This is a genomic window from Mycobacterium tilburgii (genome assembly GCF_902168065.1).
GTDB lineage: Bacteria > Actinomycetota > Actinomycetes > Mycobacteriales > Mycobacteriaceae > Mycobacterium > Mycobacterium tilburgii.
Genome location: NZ_LR655776.1, coordinates 1 through 1,451, shown reverse-complemented (window position 1 = coordinate 1,451; position 1,451 = coordinate 1). Strand labels below are relative to the sequence as shown.

General features: G+C 66.1%; 1 protein-coding gene. It reads right to left on the bottom strand.

Features of this window, described 5'->3' with window-relative positions:
• On the bottom strand, positions 1 to 1,451 hold a 1,451-nt coding region (locus tag FQ389_RS17535; protein ID WP_144209921.1), incomplete at both ends, for an ABC transporter permease.

The following is a 1,451-nucleotide window of genomic DNA, read 5'->3' as shown; positions in this document are numbered from 1 at the left end:
CAGCCGGATCTTCCACCAAACGATCGCGCTATAGATTACGCACAGAACTCCCAGCATTCCCATGTCGAGCAGCCATGCACTCTTGGTGTGATTCCAGTGCTGGTCCTTCGGGTCGGTCGGGCCCGGTATCAGCCGGTGGGTATCGATCGTTGACGCCGACGCAGCAAAGCCCCACCGCGCGGGTGTAGCCCAGGACAGCTGGTCGAGCAGGATGCGGTCGGTCACCCAGATCATGCCGCCGGAGAACACCAGCTGGGACATGATCGACACCACCAGCATCGGCATGATCTGGTCTTGCGACTGGGCCAGCGCCGACAGCGCCATGCCGAGCAGGGCCGCGCCCACACACGTCGCGGCCACGGTGACGAACAACTCGACGTTGACGTTTCCCAGGATCACTGCTTTAGAAATCGGTGTGCCCCAACCGATTACGGAAATGGCCGTGGCGATGGCCGCCTGAACGATGGCGAACGTGCAGAACACCGCCGTCTTGGCGCCCATATACGCCGTCGTGGACAGGCCGACCGCCTGTTCTCGGCGGAAGATGGGTCGCTCGCCGATCAGGTCGCGGATCGTCAGCGCCGTACCCATGAACACGGCGCCCACGTTGAGCATCACCAGGATCTGGTCCGGCTGGGCCGGATTGTTGCCCAACGGGTCCGACATGCCGTACCCGCACTTGCCGCGGACCGTCAGGGTCAACACGCCGATCAGGAACGGCAACAACGCCAGGAACACCGTGTAGCCGCGATCGGAGATCACCAGACGTATTTGGCGGCGCGCGATCGTCCAGAACTGGCGGCGCACGTCGGCGTGGACCGGTTCACCTAAGTCGGCGGCCGGACTGTGCTCGGCCGGGGCCGCGGCCGGCTGACGATTTTCGGCCAGGAAGCGGCGGTTCGCCTCGTCGGGGTCGGCACCCACGTTGGCGAAAATGTCGGCCCAGTTGGTGGTGCCCATCGCCGCGCCGATCCGGTCCGGCGGGCCGCAGTAGGCCGTCTTGCCGCCCGGGGCCACCAGCAGCAGCTGGTCGCACACGTCGAGGTAGGACACGGAGTGGGTGACGATCAGCACCACGCGGCCGGCGTCGGCCAATTGGCGCAGCATCATCATCACCTGCCGGTCCAGCGCTGGGTCCAGCCCGGTGGTGGGTTCGTCGAGGATCAGCAGCGACGGGCCGGTGAGCAGTTCCAGGGCCACTGAGGCGCGTTTGCGCTGTCCGCCGGAGAGCTTGTCGACGCGGGTGTCGGCATGCTTGGTGAGCTCGAGTTCCTCGAGCACCTGGGCGACGACCTGGTCGCGGTCGGCCTTGCTGGTGTCCGGTGGTAGCCGCAGCTCGGCGGCGTAGCCCAGCGCCTGGTTGACGGTCAGCTGGCGGTGCACCACGTCATCCTGCGGGACCATCCCGATCCTGCTACGCAGCGACGCGTACTCGGTGTGGATATTGTGGC